This window comes from Amycolatopsis sp. NPDC104863 (genome assembly GCF_055582965.1).
Genome location: NZ_JBVJOW010000013.1, coordinates 46,888 through 61,079, shown reverse-complemented (window position 1 = coordinate 61,079; position 14,192 = coordinate 46,888). Strand labels below are relative to the sequence as shown.

11 protein-coding genes are annotated in these 14,192 nt (G+C 73.5%); 2 read left to right on the top strand and 9 right to left on the bottom strand.

Annotation, left to right across the window (positions count from 1 at the left end; translation table 11 throughout):
* Positions 1–184: 184 nt before the first annotated feature.
* From ACZ63J_RS46860 to ACZ63J_RS46840, 5 genes are all read right to left on the bottom strand, one after another.
* A complete protein-coding gene (locus ACZ63J_RS46860; protein ID WP_465408407.1) occupies positions 185–2,416 on the bottom strand; it encodes a bifunctional SulP family inorganic anion transporter/carbonic anhydrase in 2,232 nt (743 codons plus the stop codon).
* Between the two features lie 218 nt (positions 2,417–2,634).
* A complete protein-coding gene (locus ACZ63J_RS46855; protein WP_465408405.1) occupies positions 2,635–3,915 on the bottom strand; it encodes an adenosylmethionine--8-amino-7-oxononanoate transaminase in 1,281 nt (426 codons plus the stop codon).
* A gap of 119 nt (positions 3,916–4,034) precedes the next feature.
* Positions 4,035–5,372 (bottom strand): SdrD B-like domain-containing protein, encoded by a 1,338-nt coding sequence (locus tag ACZ63J_RS46850; RefSeq protein WP_465408403.1) that lies wholly within the window; start codon positions 5,370–5,372, stop codon positions 4,035–4,037.
* Positions 5,373–5,464: 92 nt separating this feature from the next.
* Positions 5,465–6,664, bottom strand: coding sequence for a cytochrome P450 family protein (locus ACZ63J_RS46845; RefSeq protein ID WP_465408401.1), 1,200 nt, complete (start codon positions 6,662–6,664; stop codon positions 5,465–5,467).
* Between the two features lie 21 nt (positions 6,665–6,685).
* Complete coding sequence (locus ACZ63J_RS46840; protein WP_465308123.1) at positions 6,686–7,099, bottom strand: SRPBCC family protein; 414 nt, start codon at positions 7,097–7,099, stop codon at positions 6,686–6,688.
* A gap of 64 nt (positions 7,100–7,163) precedes the next feature.
* On the opposite strand from ACZ63J_RS46840, the gene ACZ63J_RS46835 reads away from it, so the two are divergent.
* A complete protein-coding gene (locus ACZ63J_RS46835) occupies positions 7,164–7,787 on the top strand; it encodes a nucleoside/nucleotide kinase family protein (protein WP_465308124.1) in 624 nt (207 codons plus the stop codon).
* On the opposite strand, the gene ACZ63J_RS46830 is transcribed toward ACZ63J_RS46835, so the two are convergent.
* The 4 genes from ACZ63J_RS46830 to ACZ63J_RS46815 form a co-directional block, all read right to left on the bottom strand.
* Positions 7,784–8,941: a glycosyltransferase family 4 protein gene (locus ACZ63J_RS46830; RefSeq protein WP_465408399.1), complete on the bottom strand. Its 1,158-nt coding sequence runs from the start codon at positions 8,939–8,941 to the stop codon at positions 7,784–7,786. The genes ACZ63J_RS46835 and ACZ63J_RS46830 overlap by 4 nt on opposite strands.
* Before the next feature lie 82 nt (positions 8,942–9,023).
* Complete coding sequence (locus ACZ63J_RS46825) at positions 9,024–10,076, bottom strand: C40 family peptidase (RefSeq protein WP_465308128.1); 1,053 nt, start codon at positions 10,074–10,076, stop codon at positions 9,024–9,026.
* A 423-nt stretch (positions 10,077–10,499) separates the two neighbouring features.
* Positions 10,500–10,757, bottom strand: a complete 258-nt coding sequence (locus ACZ63J_RS46820; protein ID WP_465308130.1) for a hypothetical protein — start codon at positions 10,755–10,757, stop codon at positions 10,500–10,502.
* Positions 10,758–10,825: 68 nt separating this feature from the next.
* A complete protein-coding gene (locus ACZ63J_RS46815) occupies positions 10,826–12,229 on the bottom strand; it encodes an NYN domain-containing protein (protein ID WP_465408397.1) in 1,404 nt (467 codons plus the stop codon).
* Between the two features lie 99 nt (positions 12,230–12,328).
* On the opposite strand from ACZ63J_RS46815, the gene ACZ63J_RS46810 reads away from it, so the two are divergent.
* Complete coding sequence (locus ACZ63J_RS46810) at positions 12,329–14,032, top strand: DEDD exonuclease domain-containing protein (RefSeq protein ID WP_465342028.1); 1,704 nt, start codon at positions 12,329–12,331, stop codon at positions 14,030–14,032.
* The last annotated feature ends 160 nt before the right edge of the window (positions 14,033–14,192 follow it).

The following is a 14,192-nucleotide window of genomic DNA, read 5'->3' as shown; positions in this document are numbered from 1 at the left end:
CCACCTGTGGCAGGCCAACTGGTGGACGCAGGGCTCCGAGCCGGGCCTCACCGCGCAGTGGGCCGACCTCGGCCACTGCTGACCCCGCGGACCGGGGGGGGGGGGGGGGGGGGGGGGGGGGGGGGGGGGGGGGGGGGGGGCCCCCCCCCCCCCCCCCACGACCAGCCACGGCAGACCGCTCCGGTCAGTGCTCCAGCGCACCCGCCGGGACGAACCCGCGGGCCGCATCGTCCAAAAGGGACACTTGCGCGGCGCCGACGTCGAAGTACATCCCGGTCAGCCGGAGACCGCCGCGTGCCAGGGCCCCGGCGACCACCGGGTAGCCGCGCAGGGTTTCCAGCTGCTGCACCACGTTCTGCAGCGCGAGCTGGTCGGCCTCCGCGGCCGGCCGGTCACCGCCGAGCAGCAACGGCGCTTCGCGGGCCCGGCGCCGCAACGTCGCCTCACCGTGCCGCAGCCAGCTGCCGAGCTGCTCCAGCCCGTCCGGCGCCCGGCCGAGCAGCGCCTTCATCGCACCGCAGCCGGAATGCCCGCACACCACGATCTCGGCGACCCCGAGCACCCCGACGGCGTACTCGATCGCCGCGCCGACCGACGAGTCGTCGCCGTCGGCCGGCGGCACGAGGTTGCCGATGTTCCGCACCGTGAACAGGTCCCCCGGCCCGCTGGTGGTGATCAGGTTGGGCACGATCCGCGCGTCGCCGCAGGTGATGAACAGCGTGTGCGGCTGCTGCCCGTGCGCCAGCCCGCTCCACGTGTCCCGCAGCAGCGGCGCGGTGCGGCGCTGGAACTCCGACGCGCCGCGGCACAGCAGCGAACTCGCCGTGCGCTGGGCGGGCAGCACCACGTGCTCGGCCTGCCACTGCGACCACGGCGCGAGCCACCGAGGCACCACCCGCGCGGCCACGCTGCGGCGCACGGTCGGCGCGCTCGAGCCGCCGCGCTCGTACCAGGGGTGCCCGATCTCGTCGACCGTCACCGGCCCGGCGTGCGCCTGCTGCCAGCCGCGCAGGCAGTCGAACGCGGCGTGGTCGAGGTAGTCGACGAGCAGCTCGAGCCGGACGTCGGCGTGCGGGGGCACGTCGGCGAGCACGCGGGTCAGCCGCGGCACGGACAGGAACGTCAGCGCGCCTTCGATGACCACGCGGTGGCGGTCGCCGTCCTTCTCGACGTGGATCCCGGAGAAGATCATCCGCCGCAGCATCAGCGCGAGCGCCAGCAGGATCCCCGCGGCGACACCGGTGAGCAGGTTGACGGCGACCGCGCCGGCCAGCGTGACGACGTACACGGGCAGGTCGCCGTGGCGGCGGACCTCCTTGAGCCCGTGGAGGTTCACGAGCTTCGCCCCGACGTACACCAGCAACGCGGCCAGCGCGGCGAGCGGGATCAGCCGCAGCACGCCGGTGAGCAGCAGGCACGCGACGAGGATCCAGACGCAGTGCAGGATCGCCGACATCCGGGTGCGCGCGCCCGCCTCGTAGTTGGTCATGCTGCGCACGATGACGCCGGTGACCGGGAACCCGCCGAGCGCGCCGGCGGCGACGTTCGCCGCGCCCTGCCCGATCAGCTCGCGGTCGAGGTCGGTGCGCGGGCCGCCGCGGAGCTTGTCCACCGAGACCGCCGAAAGCAGGCTCTCCAGGCCGGCGATCAGCGCGATGGTGAGCGCGGCGGCGGCGAACCCGGCCCAGCCGCCGTCCGGCAGCTGCGGGACGACGTGCAGGGCCGGCAGCCCGGCGGGGAGGTCGACCCGCGGCAGGGTCAGGCCGGCCGCGACGGCCAGGCCGGTGCCGAGCGCGACCGCGGCCAGCGGCGCGGGCACGCGGCGGACGACACGCGGAAGCCGTGGCCACACCAGCAGCACCGCGAGGGTGACCACGCCGACGAGCACCGCCTGGTCGTGGTGGGCGGCGATCTGGCCGGGCAGCGCGAGGACGTTGGCCGGCGCGGAACCCTGCGCCGACCCGCCGAGCACCACGTGGAGCTGGCCGAGCACCAGCGTCACGCCGATGCCGGCGAGCAGGCCGTGCACGATCGCGGGGGACACCGCGAGCGCGGCGCGGGCGAGGCGGGTGAGCCCGAAGAGGATCTGGAGCAGGCCGGCGGCGACCGTGATCGCGCAGGTGACCGGCCAGCCGTGGGTGGCGATCGTGTCGGCCAGCACCACGGTGAGGGCGGCGGACGGCCCGCTGACCTGCAGCGGCGATCCGCCGAAGAGACTCGCGACCAGCCCGCCGACGACGGCGGAGATCAGGCCCGAGAGCAACGGCGCCCCGGCGGCGAAGGCCACGCCGAGGGACAGGGGGACGGCGACGAGGAAGACGACCACGGAGGCCGGGAGGTCGTGCTTGAGGTTCTCCAGGAGGTTCGGGGGCTTCGGCGGTCCGGTGTCGTGTTCACCACGAACGATCTCGATCATGGGGGCAGGATCGCCGAAACGCCGCAAAAAGTCCGCTACGCAAGCATTTCTCGCGTTTGCCGCGGTACGGATCGGTGGGGACCGGCGGGCATTTCAGGTGAAAGCCGCGCGACGCGGCTCCGCCTATCGCGTGGTGTGGATCTTGCTCCGGCACGGACAGCGACGATGAGGGACCTTCGGGTCTCGCTGTGCCCGTGGTCACACCCGATGTGCTGAATTCACGCCTTTTCCGCCACCGCAAGCATCGCGCGGGTGATCACGGCGAGGTCGTCGTCGGTCGCGACGTACGGCGGCATCGTGTAGACGAGGTCGCGGAACGGGCGCAGCCACGCGCCGTGCTCCGTGACGACCTCCGTCGCCACCGCCATGTCCACCGGGTGGTCGAGCTGCAGGACGCCGATCCCGCCGAGCACCCGGACGTCGGCCACCGGACCCAGGTCGCGCGCCGGGGCGAGGCCGTCCAGCAGGGCCTTCTCGATGCGCGTGACGTCGTGCTGCCAGCCGCCGTCGGCGAGCAGGCCCAGCGACGCGTTCGCGATCGCCGAGGCGAGCGGGTTGCCCATGAACGTCGGGCCGTGCGCGAGCACCGGCAGCTCCCCGCGGGAGATCCCGGCCGCGACCTCCGGGGTGCACAGCGTCGCGGCCATGCTCAGGTAGCCGCCGGTGAGCGCCTTGCCGAGGCAGAGCACGTCCGGCGTGACGCCCGCGTGCTCCGCGGCGAACAGCGCGCCGGTGCGGCCGAACCCGGTCGCGATCTCGTCGAAGATCAGCAGCACGCCGTGCGCCTCGGTCAGCTCCCGCAGCACGCGCAGGTACGCCGGGTGGTGGAAGCGCATGCCGCCGGCGCCCTGCACGACCGGCTCGACGATCACCGCGGCCAGCTCCCCGGCGTGCCGGGCGATCGCCTCGGCCAGAGTGTCCACATAGGACGGATCCGGCGGCGTGTCGAAGCCGGCCGGCGGCATCGGCACGAAAACCTGCTCCGGCAGCACACCGCGCCACAGCGAGTGCATGCCGCCCTCGGGGTCGCACACGCTCATCGGCGTGAACGTGTCACCGTGGTACCCGCCGCGCCAGGTCAGCAGCCGGCGCTTCTCCGGCAGCCCGCGGGAACGCTGGTACTGCAGGCACATCTTCGCCGCGACCTCGACCGACACCGAGCCGGAGTCGCAGAGGAACACGTGCTCCAGCCCGTCCGGGGTCAGGTCGACGAGCGTCTTCGCCAGCGTGATCGCCGGTTCGTGGGTCAGGCCGCCGAACATGACGTGGCTCATCCGGCCGGTCTGGGCGGCGAGGGCGGCGTCGAGGACCGGGTGCCGGTACCCGTGGATCGCCGACCACCACGACGACATCCCGTCGACCAGCTCCCGGCCGTCGGCGAGCTTCAGCCGCACCCCGCTCGCCTCGGTCACCAGCAGCGAAGGCACCTTCGCCGGCATCGGCGCGTAGGGGTGCCACACGTGCTGGGCGTCGAGCGCGAGAAGGTCGGCGGAGTCCATCCGCCGACCCTACTGCGCCGCTCGTCACCGATCCGACCACAGTCACGGCCGAATGATTCGTGGCAAAGGTCACTCGCCGCGGGAGCGTCGGCCTCCTTTTGACCGGATCGGTGACCTGCTCAGGCCGGCTGCCTCGTGAACACCCAGCCGTTCTGGTTCATGGCCTCCGAAACGACGTACACCTGCCGGTCCCCCACCAGCACCCACGGGCCGGCCACCGACAGCCGGTAGCGGCCGGTGGGCCCGGCGATGGTGAGGGTCCCGTCGGCGCCGGTCGTCGCGGTGAGCGCCCGGCCGGTGTCGATGTCGGTGGCCGTCACGGGTTCTCCGGCCAGGCCTTCGCCGGTCTCGGTGACGATCCGGCCGGTGCTGGTGCCGTCCAGACCGAGGATCTTCGCAGTGTCCCGCGCGGTGGGCGCGCCGTCGAGGTAGGCCTCGTCGCGGGTGAAGTCGCAGATCTGCTCGAGGACGCCCCACCGGCCCGCGCGTTCGGTGACCGTGCCGGCCACCTCGAACGTCCGGGTCTCCCCCGGCCGGACCGTCGCGCCCGGGCCGAAGTAGTCCAGTTCACCCCAGCCGGCGGACGTGATGTCGAGGGCGCGGCCGATGTCACCGCGGTCGCAGCTGCCGTACACACCCGAAACGACGCGCGGGCCCGTGTTGGCCAGCCGCACCGTCAGCACCGCCGCGTCGCCGACGCGGTAGGTGTCCTTGTCCAGCGAGACTTCCGCGTGCAGCGTCTCGGCCAGCGGCCGCAGCGCCCGCAGCGGCACGTCGACGACCGGCGTCGTGCCGTCCGCGCGCACGCTCGTGCCGCCGCCCAGGATCCAGCCGCCGGGCGCGTCCACCGGGCGGACGTCGTAGGTCCCCGGCGGCAGGTCGCCGAACGAGTACCGGCCGTCGGCGCCGGTCGTGCGGGTCTCGGTCCCGTTCAGCCGGACGTGCGCGCCCGCGAGCTCCTCACCCGGGTCGGCGACGCCGTCTTCGTCCGCGTCGGCGAACGCCTGGCCGCCGATCGTGGTCGTGCCCGTGGCCTGCGGCACGACGACGTCGACCGGGGCCAGCGGCGGGGTCGTCCCGTCCAGCCGCGACAGCGAAAGCCGGATCTGCGAGTCGCCCTCGTACGGCGTGACAAAGCCGCCGGTCAGCACGAACTCGCGGGTCTCCCCGGCCTGGAAGTACCCGCCGGGCCCGCCCGGGCCCAGGTCACCCCGGCCCGAGTCCACCCGGAACCGTGTGCCGCCCAGCTGGTCGACGACGCCCCCGGCCACGTAGGCGGTCTCGCCGGCGTTCGTGACCGTGTACTCGACGGTGACCCGGTCCCCCGGCAGGAACGGCCCGCCTTCGACGACGGCGGCGCCCCGGAAGTCGTAACCGGCCGCCGTCGCCGGGACCGCGATGCCCACGACCGCCAGGAGCACGGCGGCCAGGACCGTCAACGCGCGTGAAGCTCTCAAGGTGACTCCCCCTCACCACGGCCCGCGCACCTCCGCGGGCTCGACGCTTCCACGCGCGAAGGAGCCTCCCGGCCGCTACCGGGTGAGGCGCGTCACAGCCGGACGGGCAGCGCCTCCAGTCCGTGCACCAGCGAGCTCTTCCGGTAGACCAGCTCGTCCGGTTTCGCGTCCAGCGCCAGGTCCGGGAACCGGGCCAGCAGCCCGCCCAGCGCGATCTCCGCCTCCAGCCGGGCCAGCGGCGCGCCGACGCAGTAGTGGATGCCGTGCCCGAAGGCCAGGTGCCCGCCCGCCGCGCGTGTGATGTCCAGCCGGTCCGGCTCCGGGTAGCGCTCGGCGTCCCGGTTCGCGCCCAGCAGCGAGACGAGCACGAACTCGCCTTCCGGGATCGTCACGTCGCCGACCTCGACCGGCTCCGCCGTGAACCGCAACGTGGCTAGGTGAATCGGGCCGTCGAAGCGGAGGAGCTCCTCGACGGCGTTGGGCAGCAGCTCCGGCTCGGCGCGCAGCCGGGCCAGCTGCTCCGGCTCGCGCAGCAGCGCGAGCACGCCGTTGGCGATCAGGTTGACCGTGGTCTCGTGCCCGGCGACCAGCAGCAGGAACGCCATCGAGACCAGCTCCGGCTCGGACAGCGAGTCACCGTCGTCGGTCGCGTGCACCAGGTCCGACAGCAGGTCGTCGGCCGGTTCGGCGCGCTTCTGCGCGATGAGGTCCGTGAGGTAGGCGAACATGCTCTGCGCCGCGTGCTGCGCGTCCTGCGGCGCCGACGAGCTCAGCAACGTCTTCGACCAGGCCGAGAAGTCGTTCCGGTCCTCCGCGCGCACACCCAGCAGCTCGCAGATCACCGTGATCGGCAACGGCGCGGCGAACGCCGGTAGCAGGTCGGCCCGCTCCCGCCCGGCCAGCCCGTCGAGCAGCTGCGCGGTGATCTCCTCGACCCGCGGCCGCAGCCGGGCGACGGTGCGCGCCGTGAACGCCTTGTTCACCAGCTTGCGCAGCCGGGTGTGGTCCGGCGGATCGGAGTTGAGCATGTGGAAGCTGAGGTCCGGCGCCAGCCCGCCCTGCTCCAGCTCGCCGGGCGGCAGCTTGGCCAGGAACAGCTCGCGGGCCCGCGCGCTGTTCTTCTGCAGCCGGGGATCCGCGAGCAGCGCCCGCGCCTGCGCGAAGTCCGTGACGATGAAGCAGTCCAGGCCGCGGGGCATCCGGGCCCGGCGCACCGGGCCGCCCGCGCGCAGCAGCTCCGCGAACAAGTGCGCGTCCTGCGCGAAGTCCTCCGCGATTTCGAAGCTCGTCATCCCGCCCCCATGAAGTCCGCCTCAGCGCTCGGCGAGTGCCGCCACCACGCGCTCGGTCACGTCCTGCCAGTATGCCCGTTGTTCCTCGCGCTCTTCCGCGTCCGCAAGCCATTCCTGGTGGAAGACGAGCTTGGTCTTGACGCCCGACGCGCTCAGCCGCACCTGCACGGTCGAGTCGTGGTCCCAGTCGCTCGGCCGCCAGGTGAGCCGCACCCGGTCACCCTCGACGAAGCTGCGGATCTCGCCGACCGTGCCGTTCGCCGTCTCGTACTCCGCGCCCTTCTCCCGCGGCAGCTCGACCCCGGGACCGAGCCAGATCGCGACCCCCTCGCGGCTGACCAGGAAGTCCCAGACGTCCGCGCCCGGGTACGGCACGGTGCGTGAAACGCCTATCTCCCAACCGACATCGGCCGTCTTCCCCACTGAAGAAGTCATGCCGCCATCCTCCCACCGGGGTACGACGGAAACCGTCCCCGGTCCGGGTGCAGGATCGGGAACCGTGCGCTACCGCCCGATCTCCCCCGCCGTCCTGGCCGAAGAACTGACCGAACGCGTCGACGCGCTCACCGGGCGGCGCCGGATCGCCGTCGCCGTCGACGGTGCGGCGGGTGCGACGGAAACCACAGAACTCGCGAACGCCCTGGTCGACCCGCTGCGCCTGCGCGGCCACGCGACCCTGCGGGTGTCCGCGGGCGACTTCCTGCGCCCCGCGTCCCTGCGTTTCGAGCACGGCCGCACCAACCCCGACGCCCGCTACACCGACTGGCTCGACCTCGGCGCCCTCCGCCGCGAAGTGCTCGAACCGCTGGCCGACGGCGGTTCCGGCGAGGTCCTGCCCTCACTGTGGGACGCCGGACGCGACCGCGCGACCCGGGCCGAGCGCGTGCCGGTCCCCGAAGGCGGCGTCGTGCTCCTCGACGGTGAGCTGCTGCTGGGCGCCGGCCTGGCCTTCGACCTGGCCGTGCACCTGTGGCTCTCCCCCGCCGCCCTGCGCCGCCGCGTGCCGGACGCCTGGGCGCTCCCGGCGTACGAGCGCTACGAGGAGGAGGTGGACCCGAGCTCGCTCGCCGACGTCGTCGTCCGCGTCGACGATCCGCGGCACCCGGCGCTCTACACGCCTTAGCGGACGACGGCCACCGGGTCGCCGTCCAGCAGCCCGGACAGCCGCCCGGCCATGACGTCCCACCGCCAGTTCGCCGTCACCCACTCCCGGCCCGCCGCGCCCATCCGGCGCGCGCGCACGGGGTCCGCGAGCAGGCTCGCGACGGTTTCGCCGAGCTGGCCGACGTCCCGGCCCTCGACGACGTGCCCGGTGACCTCGTCGAGCACCGCCTCGGGCGCGCCGCCGGAGTTGCCCGCCACCACCGGCAGGCCGGTCGCCGAGGCCTCCAGGTAGACGATGCCGAGCCCCTCGACGTCGAGGCCCTTTCCGCGGGTGCGGGCCGGCATCGCGAAGACGTCTCCCGCGGCGTAGTGCGCCGACAGCTCCGCCCACGGGACCGACCCGGTGAGCACGACGTCGCGCTCCAGGCCCAGCTCGGTGACCAGCCCGGCGAGCGTCTTGCGGTACGGGCCGCCGCCGACGATGAGCAGCGCCGCGTCGGGGACCCGGCGGCGGATGGCCGGCAGCGCCCGGATCAGCTGGTCCTGGCCCTTGCGCGGGACCAGCCGGGACACGCACACCACGGTCGGCCGGTCCCCGAGGCCGTGGCGGGCGCGGATTTCCGCGCGGCCCGCGGGGTCCGGTTTGTACATCTCGGGGTCCACTCCGGACGGCAGCAGCTCCAGCCCCGCCATCGGACCGAACGCGGCGGCGAACCGGCCGCGGGTGTAGCGGCTGACGTAGGTGACGACGTCCACGGTGTCGCCGATGCGCCGCAAGGCCTGGCGCGAGCCCGGGAGCATCGACCAGCCGACTTCGTGGCCGTGCGTGGACGCCACGACGCGTCGCGCGCCTGCCTGACGCAGAGAGTGCCCCAGCAGCGCCAGTGGCGCGGCAGCGCCGAACCAGACGGCTTCGCAGTCCCGTGCGCGCATGATCTGCTTCGCCCGGCGAAGCACGTCCGGCGTCGGCAGCATCAGCGACGTCGGGTGCCGGACGACCTCGAACGGCGCCTCGGCGTCGAACTCCTCGTGCGACCCCGTCCGCGACTCCCACGACGGCGCGTAGACGACCAGGTCGTCCGCCGGCAGCCGGGTGGCGAGGGAGTTCAGGTAGTTCTGGATCCCCCCGGGCCGCGGCGGGAAGTCGTTGGTCACGAGGAGGGTCTTGAGCACGCCCCAGAGGCTAGCGGCCCCGGCTAATACCGCAGGGGCGGCACCGCGTGTGCGGTACCGCCCCTGCGAAATGCTGCGAGGGTCACGAAGTCGGGCGACGCGCTCCCGCGTACTGGCTCTGCAGCGGCGAAATCTTCACGACGTCACCGGTGTCGGGCGCGTGCACCATCTTGCCGTTGCCGACGTACATGCCGACGTGCGAAACGGGCGAGTAGTAGAACACGAGGTCGCCCGGCTGCAGCTGGTCCCGCGGCACCGCGGCGCCGAAGGTGGACTGCTCGCGGCTCGACCGCGGCAGGGTGAGACCGGCCTGCTTGTAGGCCCACAGCATCAGGCCCGAGCAGTCGAACGAGCTGGGCCCGGTGTCGCCCCAGCCGTACGGGCTGCCGAGCTTGCTCAGCGCCGCGTCGAGGGCCTTCTGGGCGGCCGCGGTGGGGGCCGCGAGCCCGGGAGGCGCCGAGCCGGTGTCGCGCTGCGAGGCCTTGTCGAGGGCGCTCAGGCTCTTGTTGGCCGCCTTGAGCTGGTCGATCTGGTCGTTGAGCGTCTTCTGCTTGGCCTTGATGTCTTCGGTCAGCTTCGCCGCCGCGTCACGGGCGTCGGTCGCCCGCTTCGCCGCGTCGGTGGCCTTGTTCGTGGCATCGGTGGCCTGGCGGACGGCGCCGGTGAGGTTGCCCATCGCGCCGTTCTTCTCGGTCGCGATGACCTCGAGCGCCGAAGAGCGGTCCAGGAAGTCCTGCGTGGACGTGCCGGCCAGCAGGGCCGAGAGCTTGTTCAGCTGGACGCCGCTGGTGAACGACGCGCCGGCGAACTTGTCGACCTCGGTCTGGTACTTCTTCTGGTTCTCACTCGCCTGGGTGGCCAGGCCCTTCGCCGCGTTGACGTCGTTGGTGGCCTTGTCGAGCTCGCCCTGCTTGGCCTTCAGGTCGTCCTGGGCCTTGAGCAGGTCTTCGTTGAGCTTCTCGGCCTGCGCCGCGAGGTCGCGGTACTGGGCAAGGGCGTCCGAGCCGGTGGGCGGGGCCTGGAGGACGGGGACTGGGGCGGCGGTGGCCGTCGGCTGGGCGAGGGTGACGAGGGTGATCACCGAAGCCGCCGCGAGGGCACCTGACACCACGCGCCTGACTGGATGCGACTGCACGGTCGCGCGGGTCTCCTTTGCGTCTCGGCCGCCGTCGGGGACCGGGGCTCGAAGAGGTCGGGGGTTCCTCTTCGCCGCTTGTCCCGCCGACCGCACGCGTTCTCCCGCAACAGGTGAAGCGCGCGATGGGTGGTTCCGGTTCCCAGCTTCCCGACAAAGCTGCGTCCGGCGGCGATCTCGCGTCGCCGCCTGGTTCGACGGCCGGGGGCCACGAGATCTCGGACAGGTTACGAAAAGACCGCCACCGCGTCCACCACCCCCCGGCCAAAAACTCTGCGTAGCGCCCCGAAACACCATCGGACCAGCGAGGGAGAAATGCTGTGACGGGTGTTACACGCTGGGGTTTCTCCGGAGGCCGTTTCGACTACCTACCGTTCACCCGATCCGATCGACCATTCGGCGCGCCGACACGAAACGGGCGTGTCAGGCGGTCCACCCGACCGGTCCCTCGACCAGGCGCAGCCGCGGCACCATCCCCGCCTCGGCCAGCGCGTCCACGGCGCGGCGCTCGTCGGCGTCCCACACGACGGCGGGCGGCGCGCCGAGCAGCACGCTCACGACGCAGTCGTGGCAGGAGATGCCGCGCACGACGCAGCGGTCGCAGTCGACCACCACGTTCTCGATGTCGGAAACCGAAATGTGCGAGACGTCCACTTCGGACAGCTCGGGGGTGTCGGCCATGTGGTCCTCCTCACGTCGGAACTGCTTCGAGGAGGACGGTAGGCGCCACCACCGACAGTTTCCGGCGGTCAGACCCGGCTGAGGCGGTTGACCAGCACCGCGGACGGCGTCGGGTGGGCCCCGCCGCCGCGGACCGAGTCCGCCACGGCACGGTCCGAAGTGGCCACCACCATCGGCCGGCCGGCGGGCTCGGCCGCGACGAGGTTGCGGATCACGTCGTCGGCGAGGACCCCGCGGTCGGAGAACAGCACCCGCACCCCGCGGGGCACCGAAGCCGGGACCGAAAGCACACCCGCGCCGTCGAAGACGACCGTCACCTCGGCCGAGGTGCGGGCCGCCAGCGCGGACAGCTGGTGGATCAGCCGGTCGCGCTGGTCGGCCAGCGCGAGCTCGGGGTAGCCGGTCTTCGTGACGTTGTAGCCGTCGACGATCAGGTGCACGTTGGGCAGCGCGAGGTAACGGTCCAGGGTGGACACGTCGGCGATCTTGCCGCCCTGGCCGGTGCCGGCGCTGGCGCCGCGGACCATGTCCGCCGGCCGGGCTCCGCGGGCGCCGAGCGCGAGCTCGCGGCGGAGGCCGGTGACCGCGCCGTCGATCGTGTCGACCAGCAGGGCGAGGCGGACTTCGTCGGCCTCGCGGGCTTCGCGGGCGGACTGCCGGGCGATCTCGGCGTCGGCGACGGCTCGTTCGGCGCGGGCGCGTTCGTTCGCGACGCGCTGGCGTTCGCGGCCGAGCTGCGCGGTGAGGGCCGCGATCTCCTCGACGTGGGCGGCGCTGCCGCGGTCGGCCTCGGTGGCGGCCGCCTGGGCCGCGTCCTTGGCCTGGCGGAGCTGGACGCCCTGTTCGCGAAGTCGCTTCAAAAGTTTATCGACTTCACCTTCGCGCTCGCCCCGGGCGCTCTCGGCGACCTGCTTGGCCTCCGTGAGCTCGGCGCGGACCTGGGCGAGCTCGGCTTCGAGGCGCTGGGTGCGGGCGAGCGCGGCGTCACGCTCGGCGCGCAGCGCGTTCTCCTCGGCGTTCTTCGCGACCAGCCGGACGCGCCCGGCGGCGCCGGACTCCCCGAGCAGGACCGCGGCGGCCGCGGCGGCGACGGAGTCACCGGCGTTCGGGTCGAGGGCGTCCGTGCGGTGCTCGCGCAGCCACTCGATGACGGCGGTCCGGAACTGCGAAGACTCGCCGAGCGAGGTGAGCAGGGCGCCGCCGCCGAGCTTGGCCCGCTTGGCCGGGGCGAACTTGGCGACCGGCCGCAGCTGGCGCGGGACGTCGGTGGCGGGCAGCTTCGCGACGGCGGCCGCGGCCAGCTCGGCGATGCGGTCGCGGACGGGTTCGGGCAGGGCCGGCCAGGTGGCGGGCTCGGGGTGCCCGCCCTCGCCGTCGGGAACAGGGCCGTCGGCCGGCTCCGGGCGCGGCGCGACACCCGAGGGACCCACGGGGTCCCCGGGCGGCTCCGGCACGAGCGGCTGCGGGTGCATTGGTCCAGGGTAGGCCCCGCCCCCGCATCCCGCCCCGCGCGCCACTCGTAGCGCGTGCCCGGCCCGAAACTGTCGGTGGTCGCCTCTACTGTCTCGCACATGCGTTCGGTCCAGGCACAGCTCGCGTTCGACGAGCTCGGAACTCCCTTGCGGGACACCACTTTCGTCGTGTTCGACCTGGAGACGACCGGGGCCCCGCCCGGGCCGAGCGGCATCACGGAGATCGGCGCGGTGAAGGTCCGCGGCGGTGAGGTGCTCGGCGAGTTCGCGACCCTGGTGAACCCGGGGATGCCGATCCCGCCGCAGATCGTGTCGCTGACGGGCATCACGCAGCTGATGGTCTACGACGCGCCGCCGATCGAGGAGGTGCTGCCGGCGTTCCTCGAGTTCATCGGGGGTGCGGTGCTGGTGGCGCACAACTCGGGGTTCGACACGTCCCACATGCGGGCGGCGTGCGAAGGACACGGTTACGCCTGGCCGAAGGCGACGGTGGTGTGCACGGTCCGGCTGGCCCGGCGGGTGGTCCCGCGCGACGAGGTGGGCCGCTACAACCTGACGGCGCTGGCGATGCTGTTCGGCGCGCGGACCCGCCCGACCCACCGGGCCCTGGACGACGCGCGCGCGACCGTCGACGTGCTCCACGGCCTGCTGGAGCGCGTCGGCAACCTCGGGGTGCATTCGCTCGAGGAGCTGATGAGCTACCTGCCGGAGGTGACGGTCGCCCAGCGCGCGAAGCGGCACCTGGCGGCGGACCTGCCGTCGGCCCCGGGCGTCTACCTGTTCAAGGGGCCGAAGGAGGAGGTCCTGTACGTCGGCACGGCGAAGGACCTGCGCCGGCGCGTGCGGACGTACTTCACCGGCTCGGAGGGGCGCAGCCGGATCCGGGAGATGGTCGCGCTGGCGGAGCGCGTCGACCACGTGGAGTGCGCGCATTCGCTGGAGGCGGAGGTCCGCGAGCTCCGGCTGATCGCGGCGCACCGGCCCGCGTACAACCGGCGGTCGAAGAACCGGCACCAGGGCTGGTGGATCGGGCTGACGGAGGAGGCGTTCCCCCGCCTGTCGGTGGTCCGGCTGCCGCGGCCGGGGGTGCTGGGCCCGTTCCGCAACCAGGCGGACGCCCGCGCGACCGCGGACACGCTGGCGGGGGCGTCGGGACTGCGGACGTGCACCCAGCGGATCTCCCCCCGCACGGCGAACGGGACCCCGTGCGTACTGGCGGAGCTGGGGCGCTGCGGAGCGCCGTGCGCGGGGCGGCAGAGCGTGGAGGCGTACGTCCCGGCGGTGGAGTCGGTGTCAGGGCTGATCGCGGGCTCGGACGGCCGCCCGTTGCACACGGCGGCCGCGCTGGTGGAGCGCCTGGCGGAGGGCCGCCACTTCGAGCAGGCGGCCCGGCACCGGGACGAGCTGGCGGGGCTGATCCGCGCGTTGGGAAGGGCCCACCGGCAGGGGTCACTGGCATCGATCGGCGAGCTGATCGCGGCGGGCCCGGACGGCGGGGGTGGCTGGGAGCTGGCGGTGATCCGGTACGGGCGGCTGGCTTCGGCGGGGGTGGCGCGTCGCGGGGTGCCGCCGATGCCGGTGGTGGAGGCGCTGGTGGCGTCGGCGGAGACGGTGCTGCCGGAGCCTGGGCCGCTGCACGGGGCGCCGCCGGAGGAGGTGGGGGTGCTGCTGCGCTGGTTGGCTCGGCCGGGGGTGAGGCTGGTGCGCACCACACGGCCGTGGGCGGAGCCGACCGCGGTGGCCGGGTGGCGGGGGTGGCTGGACCTGGTGGCGGAGGCGCATTCCCTGGAACACGTGAGCTGAGGAGGCAGCGGAGTTTCCTCGGCCGATCCCCCGGAACGCGGGCGCGAAAAGGCCAATCCGGCCGAGGCGCGGTCACCTGCGGCAGGTCTGGACCCGAGCGCGCCCACCGGAGACCGCGCGGACGGAGCTTGCCGGAGGCAGGGCTGGAGCCGGTCTTGGG